The following is a 17,665-nucleotide window of genomic DNA, read 5'->3' as shown; positions in this document are numbered from 1 at the left end:
TCAGGGTTGGGCGTTCAGGCGCAGCGCGCCCAGCTCGTGCTCGCCCTGGGCGCTGGCGCTCTGGGCGGCGCGCAGCGGCCAGCTGAAGGGCAGGCGCTGCACCTCGCGGCCGCCGCCTTCACGGGCGGCCTCGATCACCAGCTCGTACTGGCCGGCGGGCAGCTTGGCCAGCTGCGCGTGCTGGGCCAGCTGCAGGCTGTGCTCTCCGGGGGCCCGCGTGGCGCCGCTCACGCCATCGGCCGGCACGCTGAGATCGCGCCCGCCCTGGCGCCACCACTGGCGCATGTCGCGCAGCCACTTGGTGCCGCCGTTGTTGGCCTTCTTCAGGTCGTACCAGACGGCCAGCTGGGCCATGGCGCCGGCCTGGCCGGGCTTCTCGACCCACACGGCCACGTAGGGGCGGTGGTACTCGGCCACGTTCAGGCGCGGCAGCTCGAGCTGCAGCTGCAGGCTGGCAGCCCAGGCCGGGCTGCCCACGGCCAGGCTGCCGAAGATGCCCAGGGCGCCCAGGGCGCTGAGCGGATGGCGCGCGCCAGGGGCGCCGATGGAAGAAGACGCGCCGTGCTGCGGGCGCGCCGGTTGTGCGGGCTGTTGGGTCATGGGCGATGTGCGTGAGAGAGGGCGGGAGGGGTGGGGGAGGAGAGCGGGAAAGAGTGCTGCGGTGCGCGCGGTCTGGCCGCTCAGTGCACCGCCAGCAGCAGCACCAGCAGCGGCAGCAGCAGGCCCATGGCGGTGACCGGCCAGGTGCCGGGGCGGTGGCGCGCATGGCGCTGCAGCAGCAGCAGGCCGGTGATGCAGAACACCACGCAGGCCACGGCCATCAGGTCGATGAACAGCGACCACCACCGGCCGCTGTGCCGGCCCTTGTGCAGGTCGTTGGCCCAGGCCAGCCAGCCGCGGTCGCTGTCTTCGAACTCGAGCTCGCCGGCCGCGTTGCCGCTGCCCAGCGTCAGGCGCAGCCAGGCATCGCCGCCGGGGCGGGGCATGCCGATGTAGAGCTCGTCGTCGCGCCATTCCAGGCTGGCGCCCGGCGGGACGCGCAGCCCGCGCTGCTGCGCCAGCCAGTCGCCCAGCACCGGCGGCAGCGGGGCGCGCGGTGCGGCGGCGCGCTGCACCTGGGCCAGCAGCTCGGCCGGCAGGCGCGCCTGCCACTGCCGCAGCACCGGCCGGGCCTCGATGTCGGCGGCATGGTTGAGCGTGAAGCCGGTGATGGCAAACAGCAGCATGCCGGCCAGCGCCACGGCCGAGCTGATCCAGTGCCAGCGGTGCAGGCTGCCCAGGTGCCAGCGCGGGCGGCGGGGGGTGGAAGGGGTCGGGGTCAGGTCAGCGCCCATTGCTGCATCAGGCGGTGGTAGAGGCCGGTCAGCGACAGCACCTGGGCATGCCGCTCGCCGAGCTGGCTGCGCAGCGCGACGATGTCCATGTCCAGATCGAACAGCAGGCCGCGCTGCACGGGGCAGCGCACCAGGCTCTGGGTCCACAGGAACGCGGCCACGCGCTCGCCGCGGGTGACCGGCTGCACGCGGTGCAGGCTGGTGGCCGGGTAGACGATGGCATCGCCCGCCGCCAGCTTGACCTCGTGCGTGCCGAAGTGGTCGCTGGCCACCAGCTCGCCGCCGTCGTACTCGTCGGGCTCGCTCAGGAACACGGTGGTCGAGACATCGGTGCGCACCGGCTGGCCATTGAAGCGGTCGAACTGCAGCGTGTTGTCGATGTGGTCGCCGTACTGCTCGCCGACGCCGTAGCGGTTGAACATTGGCGGCAGCAGGCGCGCCGGCAGCACCGCGGCCACAAACAGCGGGTGGCGCTGCAGCGCCAGCGCCACCTGCTGCGACAGGGCCGCGAAGGCGGCGCTGTCGGGCGGCAGCTGGCGGTTGTGCTTGACCAGCGCGGCCTGCGCGCCGGCGCTGGTGGCACCGGCCTGCCAGTCGGCGGCGTCGAGCGCAAGGCGCAGCGAGGCCACCGCGTCGCGGGTCAGCACCTGCGGCAGATGCAGCAGCATGGCGGGCAGCCGCAGGCCGGGCTCAGAACTGCAGCGCGGCGGTGAGCTGCACGTTGCGTGGCGCGCCCAGCAAGAAGCGCGCGCCGCTGTTGTTCAAGGCGGCCACGTAGTTCTTGTCGGCCACGTTGCCCACGTTGAGCTGCAGGTTCAGCTGGCGAGAGACCTTCCAGGCCGCCATCAGGTCGATCACGTCGTAGCCGGGCAGGCTGGGCATGTTGGCGGCGGCCGCGCTGTCGGTGATCACGCGCTTTTGTTCGCCGACGTGGCGCACGCCGCCGCCCAGGGTGAAGTCGCCCAGCGTGTACGAGGTCCACAACGTGGCGCTGAACTCGGGCGACCAGCGCAGGCCGGTGGTGTTGGTGACCGCGCCGGTGGTGGCGTCGATGCTGCGCTGGCTTTGCTGCGAGGTCTTCATGCTGGCCAGCGCGGCGGTGAGCTGCCAGAAGTTGGTCAGCTGGCCCACGGCGGCCAGCTCGGCGCCGCGCACCGTGGTGCGGCCGTCCTGGATGAAGCTGCGGTCGATCAGGTCCTGCGTGACCTGGTTGTCGTTGACCGTGCGGTACAGCGCGCCGCTGAGGTTCAGGCGCTTGTCCAGCAGGTCCCACTTGCTGCCCAGCTCGACGATGCGCGTGCGCTGCGGCTTCATCGAGGCATTGGCCTGGTTGGTGCTGGTGGCCGACAGCGCGAAGTTGGCGCTGCCCGGCGGCGTGGACGAATTGCCCGCCGCGGCGTACAGGCTGCCATGGGCCGCCGGCTTGTAGACCACGCCGAGGTTCCAGCTGCTCAGGTCGCCGCTGTTGCTCATGTTGGCCGGCACCACGCCGCCCACCGCATAGCCCTGGCTGGCGTAGGTGGCCAGGTTGGTGCTGGTGACCAGGGTGCCGCCGGTGGTGGTGGTGCGGTAGCGCTCCACGCGCAGGCCGGCATTGATCTTCCACTGCGGGTTCAGGGTCAGGGTGTCGGCCACGAAGGCCGCCACCGTGCTGCTCTGGCCTTCGGTGTCGATGCCGGTCAGGTAGGGCAGGCCCAGCACGTCGTCCACATTGGGCCGGTACAGGTTGGCCGCCGGAATGGCGATGGCGCCGTAGCTGACGCCGCGGATGAGCTGCGCCGTGGTGCCGGTGCCCAGCGTGGTCTGGCGCTCGTTGAGCAGTTCGGCGCCGCCCACCAGGTCATGCTGCAGGCCGGCCAGCGTGAGCTTGGCGTTGACCAGCGTCTGGTTGGCCAGGATGGTGTTGGTCTGGTCGACGCGCTGGCGCGTGCGCGCCACGGTCCACAGCGCGGGGTCGGTGCTGTTGTTGCGGCTGAGCGCGTTGACGCCGGTGAGCACCCGGTCCATGTGGCTGCGGCCGGCGCGGGTGAGGTTGCGCAGGGTCAGGCCCGGCGCCCAGTCGTGCTCGATGCGGGCGGTGAACATGTCGGCCTCGACCTTCTCGCGGTCATGCCGGCTGCCGTAGTAGTTGTTGCGGTCCACCGGGGCACCGGCGGCCAGCAGGGCATCGGCGTTGTAGAAGCCGGGCCGGCCGATGCTCGGAATGCCGCCATCGGGCTGGTTGTCCTGGCGCTGGTGCAGCGAGTACAGGTGCACGCGGGTGGGTGTCTGCAGGCCGAACGACAGCGCCGGCGCCAGGGCCCAGCCCTTGTTGCGCAGCATGCTGGCGCCGGGCACGCCGGAGTTCTGCGCCATCAGGTTCAGCCGTGCCGCGCTCTGCCCGCCCAGGCGGCGGTTGATGTCGACGGTGGCGCGCTTGCGCTCGGCACTGCCCAGGGTGAGGCTGGCCTGGCCCTCGTTGTCGAGCTCGGGCAGCTTGCTGATCAGGTTGATGTAGCCGGCGGCGGCACCGCGGCCGATGTCGGAGCCCGAGGGGCCCTTGACCACCTCCACCTGGTCGAGGTTGAAGACATCGCGGGTCACCGGGCCCAGGTCGCGCAGGCCGTCGACGAAGGTGGCCGACTGCGCCGCAAAGCCGCGCAGCTGGAAGGTGTCACCGGCCGCGGTGTTGCCGTTCTCGCCCAGCTGCAGGGTGATGCCGGGCGTGTTGCGCAGCGCCTCCATCAGGGTGGCCGCACCCTGCTCGCGCAGGGTTTCCTGCTTGATCACCTGCACCGTCTTGGGCGTGTCCACCAGCGGCTGGGTGAACTTGGGCGAGGCGCTGACATCGGCCTTGTTGGGCAGCTCGCGCTGCGCCTTCACGCCCACGTCGGGCAGCGTGGTGGCCTTGCTGTCGCCGCCCGGGGTGGCGGGCTTGCTGCTGGCCGGGCTGGCGACTGGGTTGCTGGGGGCCGCGTTGGTGGTGGCGTTGGCGTTGGTGGCCGCGTTGGTGGCCGCGGCGGCCGTGTTGCCCTGCGTCTGGGCCAGCACCGACAGCGGCAGCAGGCTGGACAGCGCGGCGGCGGCGGCCAGGCTGCCACCGGGCAGGCAGCGACGGGTGGCCGTGTGGGCACGGCTGCGAATCGAGGACGACATGACAGGACTTCCGGGAGTGGGGCGTTGCGATGGCCTCGGACACTTCGGAAGTCGATGGCTGGCGCGGGCTTGCTGGGACGCGCTTCGCGAGCGAGACGCTGCGGTCTCGATGTCAGAGTTGCCGCATGTTAAAGCAAATGCGAATGATTCGCAAAACAATCCAGCAACAAATCAAGCCAAGGGCGATGGCCGGCCACCGCGGTGCGGTGCCGGCCATGGGGCGGGCTGTGGTGCAGGCCGTCCTGCGGGCTGTCTGGCGGACCGTTGTGCGGGCCGGCCGGGCTCAGACCCGGTTCATCGACGCGCCCACCGTGCTGCGCAGGCGCTCGATCAGCGCCGGGGCAATGCGCTGCAGCGGCAGCACCTCGTTGGCGGCGCCATGGGCGATGGCCTCGCGCGGCATGCCGAAGACGACGCAGCTGGCCTCGTCCTGGCAGATGTTGAACGCACCGGCGTCGCGCATGGTCTTCATTGCGCGGGCGCCGTCGCCGCCCATGCCGGTGAGCATCACGCCCAGCGCGTTCTGGCCAACCACGCGCGCGGCCGATTCGAACAGCACCTCCACGCTGGGCTTGTGGCGGTTGACCGGATCGCCGTCGCGCACGCGGGCGATGTAGTTGGCGCCCGAGCGCTCCACGCTCAGGTGCAGGCCGCCCGGCGCGATGTAGGCATGGCCCGGCAGCACGCGGTCGCCGTCCACCGCCTCCTGCACGCGGATGCGGCACAGCCCGTCCAGGCGCGCGGCGTAGCTCTTGGTGAAGCCGGCCGGCATGTGCTGGGTGATGACCACCGCCGGCGCGTCGGGCGGCAGGTTCATCAGCACCTCTTTGGTGGCCTCGGTGCCGCCGGTGGAGGCGCCGATGAAGATGATCTTCTCGGTCGACAGCCGGCCCAGCGCGGCCACCGGGGCCGGTGCGCGCACGCCGGCATTGGCCGGCGCACCGGCCGTGGCCGGCTGGCCCGGCGCGGGCGGCAGGCGGCGCACATGGGCGCGGGCGGCCGTGCGCACCTTGTCGGTGATGTCCTCGGCCAGCTGGCGCAGGCCGTCGGCCACGCCGATCTTGGGCTTGGCCACGAAGTCCACCGCACCCAGCTCGAGCGCGCGCATCGTCACCTCGGCGCCGCGCTCGGTCAGCGTGCTCACCATCACCACCGGCATCGGCCGCAGGCGCATCAGGCGGCTGAGGAAGTCGAGCCCGTCCATGCGCGGCATCTCGACGTCGAGCGTGATCACGTCCGGGTCGAGCTCGCGAATCATCTCGCGCGCCACCAGTGGATCAGCCGCGGCGCCGATGCAGGTCATGTCGCTTTGCTTGTTGATGATCTCGGTGAGCAGTCCGCGCACCAGCGCCGAATCGTCCACCACCACCACGCGAATCTTGGCCATGTGTCTCTTACTCCCGTCTTGGCAGCGCGCCGGCCCGTTGGCGCGCCGCAGTCAGAACAATCAGAACAGGTCGACCGAACCGCCGCCGCTGCTGGTCGGCACGGCGCGCTGGGCGGCTGTGCGGTCCTGCGCGGCCAGGGCCTCGGTGTTGGTCGGTGCCAGGCGCTTGACCATGGCCTTGCCGCTGGCCGGCAGAAAGCAGACCTTGCGCGCATAGATGTCCATCACGTCACGGCTGACGATGGGGATGCGCTCGGTCTGCAGGTAGTCGGTGACGAACTTGGTGTTGCGCTCGCCCACGTTGATCGAGTTCATGCCGCTGATCACCGCGCCGCCGCCGAAGACCTTGGCCTCCAGCGTCAGCCGCGAGGCGCCGCGCTTCATCATCTCGTTGATCAGCAGTTCCATCGCGTAGCTGCCGTAGCGGCCCGAGTCGCCGCTGCCCTCGGGCAGCATGAAGTGGTTCATGCCGCCGATGCGGCGCTCGCGGTCCCAGATGCACGCGGCGATGCAGCTGCCCAGCGTGGTGGTGATCAGGATGTCCTCGTCGAACACGAAGTACTCGCCAGGCAGCACCTTGACGGCTTCGTTCTTGAAGTGGGCATCCCAGTAGAAGAACGAGGCCTCGCCGTCGCGGCGCGACTGCGCCTTCAGCTTCAGCAGGCGGGGCGTGGCGGCAAGTACCGACGCCCGGGCAGCAGGCGCTGGGGCGGTGGAGACAGCAGAAGGCATCATGGGTGCGGGTCCTTGTGGGGGGTTATCGGCAGGTCGGCGGCCGAACTTCAGCGCCGCCGGTGTAACTGACCCCTCACACCCGCTGATAGATGGTCTTGCCCCGCAGCTTGAACAGCTCGCGCGAATCGGTGAAGTTCTCCGAGTGGCCCACGTAGAGCAGCCCGTCGTCGCGCATCACGCGGTGCATGTGCTGCAGCACCCGGCGCTGAGTCGGCGCATCAAAATAGATCATCACGTTGCGGCAGAAGATCAGGTCGAAGGGCTCGCCCAGCTGCCACTGCGCACTCATCAGGTTGAAGCTGCGGAACTCGATCATGCGCGCCAGCTCGGGCTTGACCCGGATGAAGCCCGAGTTGCCGCCCTTGCCGCGCAGAAAGTGCCGCTGCAGCCGCTCGGGCGACAGCCCGCGCGCGCCGGCCTCGTACACGCCGCGCTGCGCGGTGGCCAGCACCTTGGTGTCGATGTCGCTGGCCACGATGCGCACATTGGCGCTGCTGCCCAGCGCTTCGGCCACGGTCATGGCGATCGAGTAGGGCTCCTCGCCGGTGGACGCGGCGCTGCACCAGATGCGCAGGGCGCGGCCGCTGCGCGCGCGCAGGTCGCTCACCATCTCCTGGAAGTGGTGCTCTTCGCGGAAGAACGCGGTCAGGTTGGTGGTCAGGCAGTTGACGAACTCCTGCCACTCGGCGTCGGCCGCCGGCCCGCTGGCCTGCTGCAGCCAGCCCAGGTACTCGCCAAAGCTCTGGTGGCCGGTCTCGCGCAACCGGCGCGACAGCCGGCTGTACACCATGGCCTGCTTGCCCGCCTGCAGGCTGATGCCGGCATGCTTGTAGATCAGCGAGCGCACCTGCTCGAAGTCGGCGGTGGAAAACGCGAACTCCTGGTCGCCCGAGCCGCCCAGCGCGGAGGCGCTGGCCGAGGACGAGGCGTTCGAGCCGGCACGTTTGGAGGTCAGCAACTCGGTCATGGTGTCAGGCGGGTTCCGGGCACACGAAGGGCGCCCACACTGCGAAGCAGTCTGCCCGCCGGCGGTGCCGGCAAAGGGCCGAACAGGGCCCGTCGCCACCGCCAGTTCGGCCCCGGCGCGGGCCAGACCCGCTGCTAGACTGCCCCGCCAACCGCTCCTGCACCCCGCCCCTGAACGCCGTGGATTCGCGCACCCATCGCCCGCCAGATGCCGACGCCCCGCCGTGGCGGCTGGACACCGCGCTGGCGCTGCTGCGCCACGCCGGCCTGCCGGCCCCCGATGGCGAGCCGGGCTCGCCGCCCTACCTGCAGGCGCTGATCGACCAGCTGGTGGCCTTGTCCTCGCGCGACGCGCTCACCGGCCTGGCCAACCGCCGCAATTTCGAGATGGCGCTGGCCCGCGAGGTCGACCGCGTGGCGCGCTCGGGCGAATCGGCGCTGCTGCTGCTGGTCGACATCGACCACTTCAAGCGCGTCAACGACACCCACGGCCATGCCGCCGGCGACGACGTGATCCGCGCCGTGGGCCGGGCCCTGGCCGACAGCGTGCGCCCCATGGACCTGGTGGCGCGCATCGGCGGCGAAGAGTTCGCCATCCTGCTGCCCAACTGCCCGCCGGCCTTCGGGCCGCAGGTGGCTGGCCGGGTGCGCCAGCGCGTGGCGCGCACCCAGGTCTCGGTGGCCGAGGGGCTGCAGCTGGGCGTCACGGTCAGCGTCGGCGGTGCCTTTGCGCCGCAGTGGGTGCGCTCGACCCCGGCGCTGTGGATCGAGCGCTCCGACCGCCAGCTCTACCGCGCCAAGTCCGAGGGCCGCGACCGCGTGTGCTTCGAGCCCATGGCCATGCCCCAGGTCAGCCTGGAAGAGCGCGAGATGCTGCTCGGCAGCAGCGCCAGCGCCACCTCGCCGACCCCCGTTGCCCAGATGTCCCAGGATTCCCCCGAATGATCGAGCCCGGCAGTCACTCCGAGGCCAATGCGCCCGCACCCGGCAGCGCCCGGCGCGGTGCGCGCGTCACGGCCGTCACCAGCGGCAAGGGCGGCGTGGGCAAGACCTTCGTTGCCGCCAACCTGGCCGCCGCTTTGGCCCGCCGCGGCGAGCGCGTGCTGGTGCTCGATGCCGATCTGGGCCTGGCCAACCTGGACGTGCTGCTCAACCTGGCCGCCCGCACCACGCTGCACGACGTGTTCACCGGCCGCGCCACGCTGGCCCAGGCCCTGCAGCCGGCGCCCGGCGGCTTCACGGTGCTGCTGGCCGGCTCGGGCCTGATCGAGTACTCGCGCATGACGCCCGAAGTACGCGACAAGCTGCTCGCGCTGGTCGAGCAGGTGCGCCCGCAGTTCGACCATGTGCTGCTCGACACCGGTGCCGGCATCTCCGACGTGGTGCTGTTCACCGTTTCGCTGGCCGACGAGGTGGTGGTGGTGGCCACGCCCGAGCCCACCTCGCTGGCCGATGCCTATGCCACCGTGAAGGTGCTGGTCAGCACCCAGTCGGCGCGGCCGATGCGCCTGCTGGTCAACCAGACCCAGCGCCTGGGTGAGGGCCGCAGCGTCTGCCAGCAGCTGCAAAGCGTGGTCGACCGCTTCGTCAACCCGCCGCGCGAGACGCCGGTGCGCCTGGTCTGCCTGGGTGAGGTGCCGCTCGACATCGCGGTGCGCGAATCGGTGCAGCGCCGCGAGCTGCTGATGGAGGCCCAGCCGGGCAGCGCCGCAGCGGTGGCCCTGGGCACGGTGGCTGGTCGCCTGCTCACGCCCTGAGCGGCGCGCGCCCGGCTGGCGCCAGCAGCGCGTGCCGCGGCGTCAACTGACATAAGCTCGCAGCCCCATGAATGCCGCTGCCACCTCCGACAACGACCCCGACGCCCCGCCGCCCGGCCCCACGCCCTTTGAGCGCCTGGGCGGTGAACCCGGCGTGCGCGCCCTGGTCGACCGCTTCTACGACCTGATGGACCTGGAGCCGGCCTACGCCGGCATCCGCGTGCTGCATCCGGCCAGCCTGGACGGCTCGCGCGACAAGCTGCACTGGTTTCTGTGTGGCTGGCTGGGCGGGCCCAACCTCTACATCGAGCGTTTCGGCCACCCGCGGCTGCGCGCGCGGCATCTGCCCTTTGCCATCGGCATCGCCGAGCGCGACCAGTGGATGGCCTGCATGATCCAGGCGATGGACGAGCGCGCCCTCGAGCCGGCCCTTGCACAGCGCCTGGCCGAGAGCTTTTTCGGCACCGCCGACTGGATGCGCAACAAGGGCGGCTGAGCCCCGCCCTGGGCGGCCACGCACCGGCGGCCGCCCGGGGTGACCTGGCGGCCGATCAGCTGCCGGCGTATTCCAGCGACGAGTGGTGGACCACGATGCGCAGCTTGCCGGCGTCGTCCTTGACGAACTTCCAGGTCTTGTCCACCGAGGTCAGCTTGCCGTCCTTGCCGGTGAAGTGCACCTTGCCCATGGTGGTGGCGCTGTCGCCGGCGATGAAGATCGCGCTGTTGGCCACGTCGCACTTGGTCCAGCCCTTCAGCGCAAAGCCGGTGTCCTTCGGGAAGGCCGCGTCGCCGCCCACAAAGTAGGCCAGCGCGCCGGCGCGCGTGGTGCGGAAGGTCTGCGGGTTGACCGTCAGCGTGGGCTTGAACAGCACCGCGCCCATCTGGTAGCCGTAGGCCGCATCGATCACCTTCTCGGCCAGCGCCTTGGCGGCCGGCTGGCCGCTGCTGTTGTGGGTGGCGCTGATGTCGACCAGCGCCTTGCACCAGGCCTGCTGGGCAGCCAGAACCTCGGCTTCGGTGACCGCCTGGTTGACGACCACGGCCTGCGCCGACGCGATGAACGGGGTGCCGAGGGCCAGTGCGGCGGTGGCGGCGGTGATGAGGTGCTTCATGGCAATACTGCTCCGGAATGAACGGGACGGTGGATCTGACAGCGGATCTGACCGCGGTACTGGCGGCGGCCGGGCCGGTGCGCCGGCCGGATCGGCCGGCGGGCCGGTGCCGCAGCGGGCATTGAAGCCCCGCCGCTTGAAGCCGCGCTGAGCGCGGCATGAGTGCAGCCTGTCCGTTGCATGAACGCCAGATGAATGCGCCGGCCGCTGCCGCCGGCACCGCGAAAATCAAGCCATGCTGCGCCGCCGCCTGACCCTCGTCTTGACCCTTTTTGCCTCGGTGGTGGTGCTGGCCGCGCTGCTGGCGGCGGCCTCGTTGGCCGTCACCGAGCGCCAGGTGCTGCGCGGGCGGGTGGCCAGCGACATCGCCACCGGCTTCATCCAGCTGTCGGCGCAAAAGCAGCGCCTGCGCACCTGGGTGGCGCAGATGCAGCAGGGCGCCACGGCCGATGGCGGCGTGCGCGCCGAGCTGCAGGGCGCGATGCAGGGCACGCTCGAGCGCCTGAAGGTGCTGAGCGCCCAGGCCATCGAGCTGGACGGCGATGACCCGACCGGCGACGAGCATGCCCGCCGCCGCGACAGCCTGGCCCTGCTGAGCGAAGGCGTGGCCGCGCTGGGCCGTGCGGTGGACGAGGCACGGCCGCTGGCCCCCGGCGCCGATGCCGCGCAGGCCTGGGTGGCGCTGTCGCGGGTGTTCGACGAGGTCGAGGGCCGCGACATGCGCAAGCTGATCGGCGAGAACATCGCGCGCGAAAGCGCCGCCGTGCAGCGCGAGCGCGCCGCCGCCGATGCCACGTTGGCCTGGGTGCGCTGGCTGTGGCTCACCGCGGCGGCGCTGCTGGCCACCAGCGCCATGGCCGCGGCGCTGTACTTCGGCCGCGCGCTGCGCAACCCGCTGCAACTGCTGAGCGAGGGCGCGCGGGCCCTGCAGGCCGGCCAACTGGGCCACCGCATCCCGCTGGTGGGGCGCGACGAATTTGCCGAGGTGGCCGGCAGCGTCAATGCGCTGGCGGCCGAGCTGGAGCAGCACCGCGAGCGCGAATCGGCCCAGCGCCAGCACCTGGAAGACCTGGTGGCTGCGCGCACCCGCGAGCTGGCCGAGGCCCTGGCCTCGCTGCGTCAGGCCGACGGCCAGCGCCGGCGCCTGTTTGCCGACATCAGCCACGAGCTGCGCACGCCCACCACCGCCATCCGCGGCGAGGCCGAGATCACGCTGCGCGGCGTGGACAAGCCGGCTGGCGAATACCGCGAGGCGCTGGCGCGCATCGTCGTCACCGCGCGCCAGCTGGGCAGCGTGATCGACGACCTGCTGGCCATGGCGCGCAGCGACATGGACGCGCTGTCACTGGTGCATGTGCCGGTCGATCTGGAAGAGCTGGCCGCCGAGGCCCTGGCCCAGGCCGGCGCCCAGGCGGCGCGCCGCGGCGTGCTGCTGGCCGCCGCGCCCGCGCGCACCGGCAGCCTGGTGGTGGCCGGCGACCCGCAGCGCCTGCGCCAGCTGCTGGGCACCCTGATCGACAACGCCACGCGCTACTCGCATGCCGGCGGCCGGGTCAACCTGTCGATGCAGACCTCCGCCGGTGGCGCCGGCGGCCTGCCGCGGGTGCAGCTGACGGTCAGCGACCAGGGCATCGGCATCCCGGCGCACGAGCTGCCGCTGGTGTTTGACCGCCACTTTCGCGGCAGCGACGCGCGCCGCCACAGCCCCGACGGCAGCGGCCTGGGGCTGTCGATCGCCCGCGCGCTGGCCCATGCCCATGGCGGCCAGCTGCAGCTGCTCAGCACCAGCGGCGGCACCCGCGCGGTGCTCACGCTGCCGCTGCTGCCGGCGCAGGCGCTGGAGGACACCGAGGCATGAACATTCTGGTCATCGAGGACGATGCCCGCATCGCCGACTTTCTGGGCCGCGGCCTGCGCGCCGAGGGCCACCGCGTGGAGCAGGCCGCCACCGGCCCCGAGGGCCTGGCCATGGCGCGCCAGGCCGCGCGCGCCGCCGCCACCGATGGCCAGCCCACGGTGCTGGTGCTCGACCTGATGCTGCCCGGCATGGGCGGGCTCGAGATCTGCCAGACCCTGCGTGCCGAGGGCGTGGCGCTGCCGATCCTGATGCTGTCGGCCTTGGGCGCGGTGGAAGACCGCGTGGCCGGGCTGCGCCTGGGCGCCGACGACTACCTGGCCAAGCCCTTCGATTTTGAGGAGCTGCTGGCCCGGCTGGAGTCACTGGCGCGGCGTGGCCGCGAGCTGGCGCGCCAGGCGCCCAACCGCCTGGAGGTGGCCGACCTGGTGTTCGACCGCGAGCGCATGCAGGCCAGCCGCGGCGGCCGGCCGCTGCCGCTCACCGCCAAGGAGCTGGCGCTGCTGGAGCTGATGATGAGCGCGCCGGGCCGCCTGTTCAGCCGCGAGCGCATCCTGGCCAATGTGTGGGGCGCCAGCGAAGATCCGCTGACCAACGTGGTGGATGTGTACATCCGCCGCCTGCGCAGCAAGATCGACGAGGACGGTGTGCCGCCGCTGATCCACACCGTGCGCGGCCTGGGCTACCGGCTGGAGGCGTTGGCGGGCTGACGCGCTGTTCACGTTCACCACCAACAACACCACCACCGCCAACACCACCACCGCCACCACCACCACCAGCCCGCCTTGGCCCAGGTTGGTGAGGCGGGTGGTGGTGTTGGAGCGGCGGCCGGGCCCGCGCGCTCAGCTGCCCGCCAGCAGCACCACCAGCGCGCCGGCGCCGCCCTGCGGGCCGGTGGCCTGGGCAAAGGCGATGACCTCGGCGCACTGCGCCAGCCACTTCTGCACCTTGCCCTTGAGCACCGGCTGGCGCCCCGGCGAGCCATTGCCCTTGCCATGCACCACGCGCACGCAGCGCATGCCGCGGCGGTGGCTGTCGCGGATGAAGCTGGCCAGCAGCTCGCGCGCCTGGTCGCGGTTGTGGCCGTGCAGATCCAGCTGGCCCTGCAGCGCCCAGTGGCCGCGGCGCAGCTTGTTGACCACATCCGGCCCGATGCCGGCGCGGCGAAAGCTCAGCCCGTCGTCGGTGAGCAGCAGCGATTCGAGCGTGACCTCGTCGCTCATCGTGGCGGCCAGCGCGGCCTGCTCGTCCAGCTCGCGCTGGCGTGGCAGCGGTGGCGGGCGCGGCAGGTCCAGCTCGGCCAGGCCGCGGTCGCGCAGCGGGTGCACCAGGCCCACGGCGCGGGCAAACAGCTGGTGCTCGGCCTGCACCTGGCGCTCGCGCTGGCGGCGCTGGGCGGCCTCGCGCTGGCGCTGCTCGGCCGCGGCGCGTTCGGCGCTGCGCACGGCCTCGCGCAGCGCGCCCAGTTCGGCGAGCGAGCGGATCTTCATGCCGCCACCCTAACGCAGTTTGCGCGGGCTGCCGGCGCCGATCACAGCAGACCCCGCTCGGCAAAACTGGCCACCGCGCCGCGGCCCACCACCAGGTGGTCGAGCACGCGCACGTCCACCAGGGCCAGCGCGCTCTTGAGGGTCTGGGTCAGAAACTCGTCGGCGCGCGAGGGCTCGGCCACGCCCGAGGGGTGGTTGTGCGCCAGGATCACCGCGCCGGCGTTGAGCGCCAGCGCGCGCTTGACCACCTCGCGCGGGTACACGCTGGTCTGGCTGAGGCTGCCGCGAAACAGCTCCTCCAGCCGGATCAGCCGGTGCTGGGTGTCGAGAAACAGCACCGCGAACACCTCGTGCGCCAGGTGGCCCAGCTGCAGCTGCAGGTAGTCCTTCACCGCCTGCGGTGATTCGAACACCGGCTGCTCGGCCAGGCGCTGGCCGAGGGCGCGGCGCGCCATCTCGATCACCGCCGACAGCTCGGCGCGCTTGGCCGGCCCCAGGCCGCGCACGCCGCACAGGGCGCCGGGCCCGGCCTGCAGCAGGCCGGCAAAGCCGTCAAAGCGCGCCAGCACGCTCTCGGCCATCTGCAGCACACCCTGGCCGCGCACGCCGGTGCGCAGCAGCAGCGCCAGCAACTCGGCATCGGCCAGACTGGCGGCGCCGTGCTGCAGCAGCTTTTCGCGCGGGCGGGCGGCGGCGGGCAGGTCCTTGATCGACATGGTGTGTTGGGTTTCAGCCCGGATCGGGCCGACAGCGGCGCTGTTGTGGCCCTGGGTGGGGTGGCGGCCTCGTAAAATCGGCGCCAGTCTAGACGCAGGTGTCATCGCGTCGCATTCCCCCACCAACCCCTCAGCCATCCCCCTTATGGGCGTGAACCTCATTCAGCAGGGGTCGTTTCTGACCCTGCATTACCGGCTGGCCGGCCCCGACGGGGCCGATGTCGTCAGCACCTTCGATGGCAAGCCGGCCACCTTGTCGCTGGGCGCCGGGCAACTGGCGCCGGCCATGGAGCAGCGCCTGCTCGGCCTGGCCGAAGGCGCCCGTGAAACCTTCACGCTGGCCGCCGGCGAGGCCTTTGGCGAGCGCAACCCTGAGCTGCTGCAGCGGGTCAAGCGCGCGCTGCTGCGCGAGCTGGGCGATCCCGATGCCGACTACGCGGTGGGCGACGTGGTGCAGTTCCCCACGCCCGATGGCGGCGGCCAGTACGCCGGCGTGGTGCGCGAGCTGGGCGGTGCCGATGCGGCCGACGGTGGCTGGCTGCTGTTCGACTTCAATCACCCGCTGGCCGGCCAGCCGGTGAGCTTTGAAGTCCAGGTCATCGGGGTGCTGTGAGATGAGCGACACCACCACCCTGGTGCACGAGGTGCTGCTGGCCGAGCCGCGCGGCTTTTGCGCCGGCGTCGACCGTGCGATCGAGATCGTCGAGCGTGCGCTCACCAAGTTTGGCGCGCCGATCTACGTGCGCCACGAGATCGTGCACAACACCTATGTGGTGAACGACCTCAAGGCCAAGGGCGCGATCTTCATCGAAGACCTGGCTGAGGTGCCGCCCGGCGCCACGCTGGTGTTCAGCGCCCACGGCGTGAGCCGCGCGGTGCGCGACGAGGCCGCCGCGCGCGGCTTCCAGATCTTCGACGCCACCTGCCCGCTGGTGACCAAGGTGCATGTCGAGGTGGCCAAGCTGGCGCGCGAGGGCTTCGAGTTCATCATGATCGGCCACAAGGGCCACCCCGAGGTCGAGGGCACGATGGGCCAGCTCAGCCAGGGCATCTACCTGGTGGAAGAGGTGGCCGATGTGCGCCACGTGCGCCCGCGCGGCGACAAGCTGGCGGTGGTCACGCAGACCACGCTCAGCGTGGACGACGCCGCCGGCATCCTGGCCGAGGTGAAGGCGCAGTTTCCGCATGTGCGCGAGCCCAAGCAGCAAGACATCTGCTACGCCACGCAGAACCGGCAGGACGCCGTCAAGGTGCTGGCACCGCAGGTCGACGTGGTGGTGGTGGTGGGCAGCCCCACCAGCAGCAACAGCAACCGCCTGCGCGAACTGGCCGAGCGCCTGGGCACCGATGCCTACATGGTCGATGCGGCCGACGATCTCCAGCCGGGCTGGTTTGACGGCAAGCCGCGGGTCGGCCTGACCGCCGGCGCCTCGGCCCCCGACATCCTGGTGCAGCAGGTGATCGCACGGCTCAGGGCGCTGGGCGCGGTGAGCGTGCGCCGCATGCATGGCGTCGAGGAGACGATCCACTTCCCGCTGCCGATGGGCCTGGGCGACAAGTCGATGCAGCAGGTGGCGGCCGAGCGATCCGCGCCGCGACCCTGACCCGCCGTGGCCGCCGCAGCGCAGCGGCCACCGCCCGCCCGCCCGCCGGCGCCCAGAGCCGCCGGCCCGGCCTGCCCCCGACACACCGCGAACCCAAGGACCTCCCATGCTCGACATCAACCAGCTGCGCCGCGACCTGGCCGGCACCGTGGCCCGGCTCGAGACCCGCAAGACGCCGCAGACCTTTCTCGACATCGGGCGCTTCAGCGCGCTCGAGGCCGAGCGCAAGACATTGCAGACCCGCACCGAGGAGCTGCAGGCCCAGCGCAACGCGCTGAGCAAGCAGATCGGCCAGCTCAAGGGCCGCGCCGCCAAGGGCGAGGACACCGCCGCACAGGCCGCCGAACTGATGGCCCAGGTGGCCGCCGCGGCCGACGAGATGGCCAGCGGCGCCACCCGGCTCGAAGCCCTGCAGGCCGAGCTGCAGGGCCTGCTGCTGTCGGTGCCCAACCTGCCCGACGAGAGCGTGCCGGTGGGCGCCGACGAGCAGGGCAATGTCGAGGTGCGCCGCTGGGGCACGCCCCAGACCTATGCCTTCGACGTGAAGGACCATGTCGACCTCGGCGCGCCGCTGGGGCTTGACTTCGAGGCCGGCGTCAAGCTGGCCGGTGCACGCTTTTCGATGATGCGCGGCCCGGTGGCCCGCCTGCACCGGGCGCTTGCCCAGTTCATGCTGGACACGCACACCGGACGGCACGGCTACACCGAGTGCTACACGCCCTACATGGTCAATGCCGCGGCGATGCGCGGCACCGGCCAGCTGCCCAAGTTCGAGCAGGATCTGTTCCACGTCACCAGCGGCGACGGCGATGCGGCGGGCCACAAGTGGTACCTGATCCCCACCTCGGAGGTCACGCTCACCAACACCGTGGCCGACACCATCCTGGCGCCCGAGCAGCTGCCGATCAAGCTCACCGGCCACACGCCGTGTTTCCGCTCGGAAGCCGGCTCGGCCGGGCGCGACACGCGCGGCATGATCCGTCAGCACCAGTTCGACAAGGTCGAGATGGTGCAGATCGTGGCACCCGAGACCAGCTTTGCCGCGCTGGACGAGATGGTGGGCCATGCCGAGGCCATCCTGCAGGCGCTGGAGCTGCCCTACCGGGTGATGCTGCTGTGCAGCGGCGACATGGGCTTTGGTGCGGTCAAGACCTTCGACCTCGAGGTCTGGCTGCCGGCGCAGGGCACCTACCGCGAGATCAGCTCGTGCAGCAGCATGGGCGCCTTCCAGGCGCGGCGCATGCAGGCCAGGTTCAAGAACGCCCAGGGCAAGACCGAGCTGGTGCACACCCTCAACGGCTCGGGCCTGGCCGTGGGCCGCGCGCTGGTGGCGGTGCTCGAGAACCACCAGCAGGCCGACGGCAGCATCGCCGTGCCGGCCGCACTGCAGCCCTATCTGGGCGGGCTGACGCGGCTGCAGGCCTGAGGCCGGGCTGGCGCCGGCTGGGTGCGGGGCGGGCTGCTGAGCGGGTGCGCGCCTGAGCCCGCGCCGCCCGCCTGCAGCGGCTTGGCGGCAGATGGGCCGCAAAGGCCAAAACCTGCGCTAGAATCTGCGGCTTCACTCGACGCGACCG

The 17,665-nt window shown here is 71.6% G+C and carries 18 protein-coding genes; 8 read left to right on the top strand and 10 right to left on the bottom strand.

Annotated features, from left to right (window positions below):
* From N4G63_RS15815 to N4G63_RS15785, 7 genes are all read right to left on the bottom strand, one after another.
* Positions 1-600: a DUF2271 domain-containing protein gene (locus N4G63_RS15815; RefSeq protein ID WP_260786412.1), complete on the bottom strand. Its 600-nt coding sequence runs from the start codon at positions 598-600 to the stop codon at positions 1-3.
* 80 nt (positions 601-680) lie between these two features.
* Positions 681-1,334 (bottom strand): PepSY-associated TM helix domain-containing protein, encoded by a 654-nt coding sequence (locus tag N4G63_RS15810; protein ID WP_314599918.1) that lies wholly within the window; start codon positions 1,332-1,334, stop codon positions 681-683.
* Positions 1,319-2,002: a Fe2+-dependent dioxygenase gene (locus N4G63_RS15805; RefSeq protein ID WP_314599917.1), complete on the bottom strand. Its 684-nt coding sequence runs from the start codon at positions 2,000-2,002 to the stop codon at positions 1,319-1,321. Before N4G63_RS15805 ends, N4G63_RS15810 begins: the two co-directional genes overlap by 16 nt.
* A 22-nt stretch (positions 2,003-2,024) precedes the next feature.
* Positions 2,025-4,469: a TonB-dependent siderophore receptor gene (locus N4G63_RS15800; RefSeq protein WP_314599916.1), complete on the bottom strand. Its 2,445-nt coding sequence runs from the start codon at positions 4,467-4,469 to the stop codon at positions 2,025-2,027.
* 283 nt (positions 4,470-4,752) lie between these two features.
* A complete protein-coding gene (locus N4G63_RS15795) occupies positions 4,753-5,856 on the bottom strand; it encodes a protein-glutamate methylesterase/protein-glutamine glutaminase (RefSeq protein WP_260786409.1) in 1,104 nt (367 codons plus the stop codon).
* 60 nt (positions 5,857-5,916) lie between these two features.
* Positions 5,917-6,588, bottom strand: a complete 672-nt coding sequence (cheD, locus tag N4G63_RS15790) for a chemoreceptor glutamine deamidase CheD (RefSeq protein WP_260786723.1) — start codon at positions 6,586-6,588, stop codon at positions 5,917-5,919.
* Between the two features lie 76 nt (positions 6,589-6,664).
* Positions 6,665-7,558, bottom strand: a complete 894-nt coding sequence (locus N4G63_RS15785; protein ID WP_260786408.1) for a CheR family methyltransferase — start codon at positions 7,556-7,558, stop codon at positions 6,665-6,667.
* Between the two features lie 179 nt (positions 7,559-7,737).
* On the opposite strand from N4G63_RS15785, the gene N4G63_RS15780 reads away from it, so the two are divergent.
* The 3 genes from N4G63_RS15780 (at position 7,738) to N4G63_RS15770 (ending at position 9,810) form a co-directional block, all read left to right on the top strand.
* On the top strand, positions 7,738-8,502 hold the full coding sequence (locus N4G63_RS15780; RefSeq protein ID WP_260786407.1) for a GGDEF domain-containing protein: 765 nt from the start codon (positions 7,738-7,740) through the stop codon (positions 8,500-8,502).
* Entirely contained in the window at positions 8,499-9,314 is an 816-nt protein-coding gene (locus N4G63_RS15775; RefSeq protein WP_260786406.1) for a MinD/ParA family protein, read from the top strand. The genes N4G63_RS15780 and N4G63_RS15775 overlap by 4 nt, the downstream gene beginning before the upstream one ends.
* Before the next feature lie 67 nt (positions 9,315-9,381).
* Positions 9,382-9,810, top strand: a complete 429-nt coding sequence (locus N4G63_RS15770; protein WP_260786405.1) for a group II truncated hemoglobin — start codon at positions 9,382-9,384, stop codon at positions 9,808-9,810.
* Positions 9,811-9,865: 55 nt separating this feature from the next.
* On the opposite strand, the gene N4G63_RS15765 is transcribed toward N4G63_RS15770, so the two are convergent.
* Complete coding sequence (locus N4G63_RS15765; RefSeq protein WP_260786404.1) at positions 9,866-10,426, bottom strand: metal-independent carbonic anhydrase family protein; 561 nt, start codon at positions 10,424-10,426, stop codon at positions 9,866-9,868.
* Between the two features lie 235 nt (positions 10,427-10,661).
* On the opposite strand from N4G63_RS15765, the gene N4G63_RS15760 reads away from it, so the two are divergent.
* Together N4G63_RS15760 and N4G63_RS15755 are read left to right on the top strand one after the other, a co-directional pair.
* Complete coding sequence (locus N4G63_RS15760) at positions 10,662-12,284, top strand: sensor histidine kinase (protein ID WP_260786403.1); 1,623 nt, start codon at positions 10,662-10,664, stop codon at positions 12,282-12,284.
* Positions 12,281-12,991 (top strand): response regulator transcription factor, encoded by a 711-nt coding sequence (locus N4G63_RS15755; protein ID WP_260786402.1) that lies wholly within the window; start codon positions 12,281-12,283, stop codon positions 12,989-12,991. The genes N4G63_RS15760 and N4G63_RS15755 overlap by 4 nt, the downstream gene beginning before the upstream one ends.
* A 132-nt stretch (positions 12,992-13,123) precedes the next feature.
* On the opposite strand, the gene N4G63_RS15750 is transcribed toward N4G63_RS15755, so the two are convergent.
* Positions 13,124-13,771 (bottom strand): Smr/MutS family protein, encoded by a 648-nt coding sequence (locus N4G63_RS15750; protein ID WP_260786401.1) that lies wholly within the window; start codon positions 13,769-13,771, stop codon positions 13,124-13,126.
* Between the two features lie 41 nt (positions 13,772-13,812).
* Positions 13,813-14,487, bottom strand: a complete 675-nt coding sequence (radC, locus tag N4G63_RS15745; RefSeq protein ID WP_314599915.1) for a RadC family protein — start codon at positions 14,485-14,487, stop codon at positions 13,813-13,815.
* Positions 14,488-14,632: 145 nt separating this feature from the next.
* On the opposite strand from radC, the gene N4G63_RS15740 reads away from it, so the two are divergent.
* The 3 genes from N4G63_RS15740 (at position 14,633) to serS (ending at position 17,517) form a co-directional block, all read left to right on the top strand.
* Positions 14,633-15,100 (top strand): FKBP-type peptidyl-prolyl cis-trans isomerase, encoded by a 468-nt coding sequence (locus tag N4G63_RS15740; protein WP_260786400.1) that lies wholly within the window; start codon positions 14,633-14,635, stop codon positions 15,098-15,100.
* Position 15,101: 1 nt separating this feature from the next.
* A complete protein-coding gene (ispH, locus tag N4G63_RS15735; protein ID WP_260786399.1) occupies positions 15,102-16,091 on the top strand; it encodes a 4-hydroxy-3-methylbut-2-enyl diphosphate reductase in 990 nt (329 codons plus the stop codon).
* A 106-nt stretch (positions 16,092-16,197) separates the two neighbouring features.
* Positions 16,198-17,517 carry a serine--tRNA ligase gene (gene serS / locus N4G63_RS15730; protein WP_260786398.1) on the top strand — a complete coding sequence of 440 codons (1,320 nt, stop codon included), beginning with the start codon at positions 16,198-16,200 and terminating at the stop codon, positions 17,515-17,517.
* Positions 17,518-17,665 lie beyond the last annotated feature (148 nt).

Origin of the sequence: Aquabacterium sp. OR-4 (assembly GCF_025290835.2) — a bacterium.
Taxonomy (GTDB): Bacteria; Pseudomonadota; Gammaproteobacteria; order Burkholderiales; family Burkholderiaceae_C; genus Pseudaquabacterium.
The sequence above is the reverse complement of the archived record's forward strand: the minus strand, read 5'-3'. Positions and strand labels throughout refer to the sequence as shown.